This is a genomic window from Pseudofulvimonas gallinarii (genome assembly GCF_004343305.1).
In the GTDB taxonomy this organism is placed as follows: domain Bacteria; phylum Pseudomonadota; class Gammaproteobacteria; order Xanthomonadales; family UBA2363; genus Pseudofulvimonas; species Pseudofulvimonas gallinarii.
The window spans coordinates 25547-31657 of the sequence record NZ_SMAF01000030.1; the positions used below are offsets into that span (position 1 = coordinate 25547).

6 protein-coding genes are annotated in these 6111 nt (G+C 69.3%); 2 read left to right on the forward strand and 4 right to left on the reverse strand.

Features of this window, described 5'->3' with window-relative positions; all coding sequences use genetic code 11:
- Nucleotides 1-222: 222 nt before the first annotated feature.
- The 4 genes from EDC25_RS13595 to EDC25_RS13610 form a co-directional block, all read right to left on the reverse strand.
- The gene (locus tag EDC25_RS13595; protein WP_123522171.1) at nucleotides 223-1122 is read right to left on the reverse strand and encodes a DUF1684 domain-containing protein; all 900 of its coding nucleotides are present in this window, start codon (nucleotides 1120-1122) and stop codon (nucleotides 223-225) included.
- A gap of 93 nt (nucleotides 1123-1215) precedes the next feature.
- Entirely contained in the window at nucleotides 1216-2508 is a 1293-nt protein-coding gene (locus EDC25_RS13600; protein WP_240639660.1) for an O-antigen ligase family protein, read from the reverse strand.
- On the reverse strand, nucleotides 2505-3641 hold the full coding sequence (locus EDC25_RS13605; protein WP_240639659.1) for a glycosyltransferase: 1137 nt from the start codon (nucleotides 3639-3641) through the stop codon (nucleotides 2505-2507). Before EDC25_RS13605 ends, EDC25_RS13600 begins: the two co-directional genes overlap by 4 nt.
- A gap of 16 nt (nucleotides 3642-3657) precedes the next feature.
- Entirely contained in the window at nucleotides 3658-3864 is a 207-nt protein-coding gene (locus EDC25_RS13610) for a zinc-finger domain-containing protein (protein ID WP_123522169.1), read from the reverse strand.
- Nucleotides 3865-4063: 199 nt separating this feature from the next.
- Here EDC25_RS13610 and EDC25_RS13615 point away from each other — a divergent pair, with 199 nt between their 5' ends.
- Together EDC25_RS13615 and EDC25_RS13620 are read left to right on the forward strand one after the other, a co-directional pair.
- Nucleotides 4064-5005 carry a 2OG-Fe(II) oxygenase gene (locus tag EDC25_RS13615; protein WP_123522168.1) on the forward strand — a complete coding sequence of 314 codons (942 nt, stop codon included), beginning with the start codon at nucleotides 4064-4066 and terminating at the stop codon, nucleotides 5003-5005.
- A gap of 256 nt (nucleotides 5006-5261) precedes the next feature.
- On the forward strand, nucleotides 5262-6044 hold the full coding sequence (locus EDC25_RS13620) for an RCC1 domain-containing protein (RefSeq protein ID WP_123522167.1): 783 nt from the start codon (nucleotides 5262-5264) through the stop codon (nucleotides 6042-6044).
- Nucleotides 6045-6111 lie beyond the last annotated feature (67 nt).

Consider the following 6111-nt stretch of genomic DNA (forward strand, 5'->3'; position numbering starts at 1 on the left):
CCCGCCGCCACGGCCGCCTGCGCCGGCCCGGCGGCACGGTCGTGGTCAACGAAGAGCAGCCGGACGGTCGGCGCCGACTGTTTTCGCCACCCGGCCGATGCCGTCGCGAACCGCCGCCGGCAGCCATGCCGGTTCCGCAACGAGCGAACGCGGGATTGTATGGATTGCCGCATCCGCCAGGCCGGGCAGCCACGTTGCCGTGACGCCCGTCGCGGGCATGCGCTACTTCGGCGGCTTCTTTTCGCCGGCGGTCACGGCCAGCGCCAGGCGGTTCTCCGGCGGCGCGAGCGGGCACACGACGTGCGGCGTCAACGCGCAGGGCGGGTTGTAGGCCTTGTTGAAATCGAGCACGACCTTGCCGTCGACCGCCGGATTGGCGTACAGGAATCGCGCTGCACCATAGGTCTCACGGCCGCTGGTGCGGTCGGCGAATATGAAGAACAGCTGGCCGTCGGCTTCGACGATCGGTCGAAGCGTGTACACCCCGCCGTCGCGCTCGAACACGGCGACACCCGGCACCTTGCCGGTATCCGGGGTGCCCGCCGAGGTCAGCAGCTCGAGCGTCTCCGGCTCGTCAAAGGGCTGCCAGCGCGCCTGGATCCGCCAGCTTTCGTCGATCGGGAAATAGTCCAGGCCCTTGAACCCGGTCAGCGCCGGCGACGACGGGTCGCGCATGCGCCAGCCGACACTGCCGTCGGCCAGCCGCACGACATAGAACCACGCCGCATCGATGTCGATGCGCGTTGGCCCACCCTCGTCACGCTGCGTGAGCAGCCGTTCGCGCCGGAAACGCTTGCCGGCGATCGTGGCACCGGCGTCCGCGGCCGGCGTGAAGTGGATGTCGCCCTCCGCATCGACGTCGACGACGCCCAGTTGCGCCGGACCGGAGGGCAACACGATGTCCTGGTCTGTGCCGCTGCCGACGCTGTGTGACCCGGTTGGGACGGTTCCGGAACCGGTGAAGCTCAACCAGCCATCCGGCTCGCGCAGGGCCGCATCCCGCCCGGCCTGCCAGCGCAGGATCTCTCCGGCGTGGGACGCGGTGTCATCGGCGGCCAGCATGCCCGCGGCGATGACCGGGGAACCGAGGAGGAGCCGGCCAAAGGCTTTGACGACGTTCATGGGCACTCCGGTTGCAGTGGCTGGATCCAATTTAACGACGCATTCCAGCCATCGCGACCCCCGTGGCTCGACGGACGCCATGGCGCCCGCCGGTCAGCCGCTCTCCGGAACGGCCCGTGCACGATCGGCATGCAGGGCGACGAGCACGGCGACCAGCACCCACCAGAAGAACAGACCCCACCAGCTGGAGTGGAATGCATAGTGGGTGTTGAGCGGGAAACACATCGCCGCCAGCGCCAGCAGCGGCGGCCACGCGCGCAGCCGGGCGGCCGGGGTCACCCGGCGGACGCCTCGCCACAGCAGCGCGACACCGAACAGCCAGCCGACAAGACCGGGCAGTCCGGTTTCGGTCGCCACTTCGAGGACGAGCTGGTGCGGATGGAGCGCACCCTGCTGTTCGCGCCAGGGGTCGTCCGCGGCCGCGTGCTGCAGATAGTCATGACGGAAGCCGCGGACGCCGACGCCATTGAAAGGATGCGCCAGCGCCATGTCGCGCGCCGTCCGCCAGATCGGCAGTCGCCCGGCGAGCGCATGATCGACATCGTCCGCCTCGCTGCTGACCAGCAGCAGGGTGCGGTCCACGCGCGCGGCGAAAAGCGGAGAGGACAGGTAGGCGGCATAGCCAAGCGCCGCCGCGGCCGCCAGCAGCGCGGCAAGCATCACCAGTGCGCGGCGCGCGCGTCCGGCGAAGGGACGCAGGCAGACGCCGGCAAGCACCAGCGCATACACCAACCATGCCGCGCGCGCGCCAGCGAGCAGGATGACGCCCGCTGCGACCACTGCGCCGATGAAGACACCGCGCCAGCCCAGTCGCTGCTGCAGGAACGCCAGCAACAACGGTGACAGCGTGGCGACAACGCCGCCCAGTTTCAGGTTGTCGGCACCGAAGATGCCGCTGAGGCGATCACCATCCATGCGACCGCCCAGGCTGGCGCCGGTGAACGCCTGGAGCCAGGCATCGACGATCCACAGTCCGAGCAGCAGCGCACTGGCGCGCAGCAGCCACTGCCACTGCGCGGCGTCGCGCATCGTCGCCACTGCGAATACCGCAAACGGCGCATAGCGCATGTGCGCCGCGACCTGCGTCCAGGTTTTTTCCGGCGCGACGGCATCGAACGCCGACAACAGCGACGGCAGCCAGTAGCAGGCGAACAGACCCAGTGCGAGCCGCACGCCAGGCAGGCGCCAGAGTGCGCGCGCGTCCCGGAACAGCAGCAGTACGCCCCAGCCGGCACCGGCGAGCAAGGGCAGTTCGGCGATCCGGCCTACGGGCAACAGCGCCAGCACCAGCCACAGCAGCAGTGGTGGCAACAGCTGTCGCAACGGCATCGGCGCAGGGCGCGCCGCGCTCCACGACGACACGTCCATGGGCGACGCGTCACTCATGGCGCCGGCACCTGGGACGAGAGCCGGTGGTACAGATCCAGCGTGCGCGCCTGCATCTGCGCCAGCGTCGTGCCGGCGAATGGCGGCACCTCCTGCGGCGCCGCCAGGAACCGGCTTGCACGTTGCACCAGGTGCGCGGCGTCGCCGACCGGCACCGCGCCTTCGGGGAAATGACGTGCCAGCAGTTCACCGACGCCGCCATGCGCCCAGCCCAGCACTGGCCGGCCCAGCGACAGCGCCTCGGCGACGGTGCGACCGAATGCTTCCGGCTTGTCAGAAAGCTGCAGGACGAGCTCGGAAGCGGCCATCGCGTCACGCATGTCGTCGCGCAGCGGCGAGGCCACCATGCGGTCAAGCACACCCAGCTCGGACGCGCGTGCGCGCAATTCGTCGAGGTAGCGCCCGCGTCCCGGCGAATCCGCGCCGGGCATCCACAGGGCCACGTTCCCGCCAGCCTGCACCAGTCCGCCAAGCAGCGCTATCGCCGCGCCATGGCCTTTCAGGCGCGTGCCGCGTCCCGGCAGCAGCAGCAGCCGGCGACCGGCAAGGGCGGGAAATTCCCGGTCCAGCCGCGCGCGCCAGCCGTCATCGGGCCGGTGGCCACGCGGCCAGGTGGAAGGATCGATACCGCGCTCGATGACTTCGATGCGCCCGGCGTCCACGGTGTAGTTCGCCAGCAGATGCTGGCGCACGGTGTCGGACACGGCGATCACACGATCACCGCGCGCCATGATGGCGCTGTAGCGGCCGACCGAATTCAGGCCATGCGCCGTGGTCACGAACGCCGGGCGCTGCGCTGCCGGCAGCCCACGCAGCGCCCACCAGGCCAGCCATGCCGGCAGTCGCGAACGTGCGTGCAGCACGTCCGGGCGATGCCGTGCGATCAACCGCCTCAGCGAGAAGACCAGCCGCAGCGTCCACGGCGATTTCCGCCCGACCGGCAATTCGACGTGGGTGCTGCCGGTGTCCAGCAGCCGCGGCAGCCAGCGCCCGCCGGCGCTGACCACGACGCTGCGATGGCCGGCATCCGCAAGGGCCTGCGCGATCTCGAGGGTCGAACGCTCGACGCCGCCGCCGTCCAGAGCCGGCAGCAGCTGCATCACCGTCAAGGCGCGATCGGCATGGTCCTGCACGCCGGTCTGGACCGGATCAGACGGTGCCGCTATCGACCAGCACGAACTCGGCGCCGCAGTAGGGGCAGGTCGCCTCGCCCTCGTCCTCCAGCGGCAGGTACACGCGCGGGTGCGAGTTCCACAGCGCCATCTCCGGCGTCGGGCAGCTCAGGGGCAGCGCGTCGCGCGTGACTTCGTAGCGGCGGGCGGCATTGGCGGCGATCGGGGCGGAGGTCTGGGACATGGCGTTCGGGCCGGTGGCCGGCGTTGCAGGGTGAAGGTGCCGGAATTGTACCGGCTCGGCGGGCGAAGCACCCGCGACTCCACAGCCATGCCCTGCCGGAAGTGAACGGCATCCCGCCATCGGCATCGCCCAGGCTGCGCCGCACCCGGCAAGCATTAGACTTCGCGTTTTCCCACCCGGCAGCGCGTCAACCTTCGCCATGACCAGCTCAACACTGATCGACCGCAACGTCCACGACCGCCGTGAGGTGTTGCGCACCCAGTTCCAGTCCGCCTTCCCGTTCCGCCATCTCGTCATCGACAACTTCCTGTCGAAGGATTTCGCCGACGCCCTGCTGGCAGAGTTCCCCGACTTCGAGCGCGGCAATGCGCGAAACGAGGACGGCAGCCTGGGGGGCAAGTCCACGGTCGAGCGCATCCGCGAGCTGGGCCCGGCCTTCGCGCAGCTGGACGATCTCATCCAGAGCCGCGGATTCCTTGATCTGGTCGGACAGGTGACCGGCATCGACAACCTGCTGTACGACCCCTGGTACTTCGGCGGCGGCACCCACGAGAACCGCCACGGCCAGGATCTCGACGCCCACATCGACTTCAACCGGCACCCGATGGAACCGTGGCACCGGCGCCTGAACCTGATCGTCTATCTCAACCATCGCTGGGAAGACGAATGGGGCGGCTCGCTGCAGCTGCATTCCGATCCGCGCAGCGAACAGAACCAGATCCTCAGCGTGACGCCGCTGTTCAACCGCGCCGTCATCTTCGAGACCACCGAATGGAGCTGGCACGGCTTCCCGCCGATCCAGCTGCCGGAGAACGAGCGTGGGCTCAGCCGCAAGTCCGTCGCGCTGTACTTCTACACCACGGACAGGCCGGCCGAGGAACTGGCGGACACGCATTCCACCGTCTATGTCGACAGGCCGCTGCCGGATCGTTTCAAGGCCGGCCACACATTGTCCGAAACGGATGTCCAGGAGCTCAGGGTGCTGCTGAAGCGCCGCGACATGCACAACCAGCGCCTGTATCGGGACGTCAGCAACCTGACCAGGCAGCTCGAGGAGGCCCAGGCGGCGCTGCGCGCCGGACCGATCGGCAAGTTCGAGCACGCCGGCTGGCGGTTGCTCCGGCGCCTGTTGCGTCGCTGACCCCGGGCACGGACGACGCGGCCGTTCCTGTTTCGCGAGCCGGCTGTGGGCCGCCGGCTACCTGCAGCCGGCATTCCGGCACTGCCCGCCCCGCGCCGACCGGCGCCGCCAGGCAGGACACCGGCACGACTGTTGGCGTCCGCCGGCGGCAATAGCTGGCGGGAATCGCGATCCTCGCGCGTGTCCATCCTCACCTGCGCCAGATGCCCACGGGTTCCACCGCGGCATCGGCTTCATCGCGGACGAGGACGAATCGATGCGAACCCGCACAGCCCCATTCGCCATGCTCCTGTTGCTGGCCAGTCCGGCGACCCATGCCATGCGACCCGTCACCATCGACAGTGGCGGTGACACCAGTTGCGGCATCGTCGACAACGGCCATATCGCCTGCTGGGGAGGCAACCGGCACGGCATCGTCACCCGCGTCTACGGCACGTACGCGGATTCGCCGCGGATCATCCGCACCAGCGATGCGCGGACGCTGCGGGCGATGACGCAGGTCAGCGTCAGCCCCGGCAACCCGGCGCAGAACGGTGTCGACCAGGGCGGACATGCCTGCGCGATCGACTCGGGCAGGCAAGCGTGGTGCTGGGGACGCGCCGACAAAGGCCGACTGGGCACGATTGATCCCGGGCCGTCGAGCGGCTATCCCGCCCGCGTGCACTTCGACGACGGTTCTCCCATGCCGGGGGCCCTGTCGATCTCGGCCGGCGGCGCGCATACCTGTGCCGCGCTGTATACCGGTCGGGTGCACTGCTGGGGCGTGAACCGGCTGCCGAACGGCATCGAAGGACTGCTCGCGCAGGATGAAACCCAGGCCGCCGCACATCAGGACCATCCGCGGGCCGGATTTCCGGTGAGAACGGCGACCGGCGTCCTCGAAGGCGTTGTCGCGGTCGCTGCCGGACGCGCCCACGCCTGCGCCCTCACCCTTGACGGCAGCGTGTACTGCTATCGTGTCCCAATCCGTGGTGTAACAGTCGTCATCGCGCCGACATGGGCGTCGGCTTCGGTCAACTGGCCACGGCTGGCAAGTTGACGGTGGAAGTGTCGCCGATGGTGGCCAAGGTTTCCAGCGTCAGGTAGCGGCGCTGTATGGTCCATTC

Coding starts and splice junctions, on each gene's coding strand:
- EDC25_RS13620 (WP_123522167.1), top strand. CDS start 5,262: ATGCGAACCCGCACAGCCCCATTCGCCATGCTCCTGTTGCTGGCCAGT.
- EDC25_RS13600 (WP_240639660.1), bottom strand. CDS start 2,508: ATGAGTGACGCGTCGCCCATGGACGTGTCGTCGTGGAGCGCGGCGCGC.
- EDC25_RS13610 (WP_123522169.1), bottom strand. CDS start 3,864: ATGTCCCAGACCTCCGCCCCGATCGCCGCCAATGCCGCCCGCCGCTAC.
- EDC25_RS13615 (WP_123522168.1), top strand. CDS start 4,064: ATGACCAGCTCAACACTGATCGACCGCAACGTCCACGACCGCCGTGAG.
- EDC25_RS13595 (WP_123522171.1), bottom strand. CDS start 1,122: ATGAACGTCGTCAAAGCCTTTGGCCGGCTCCTCCTCGGTTCCCCGGTC.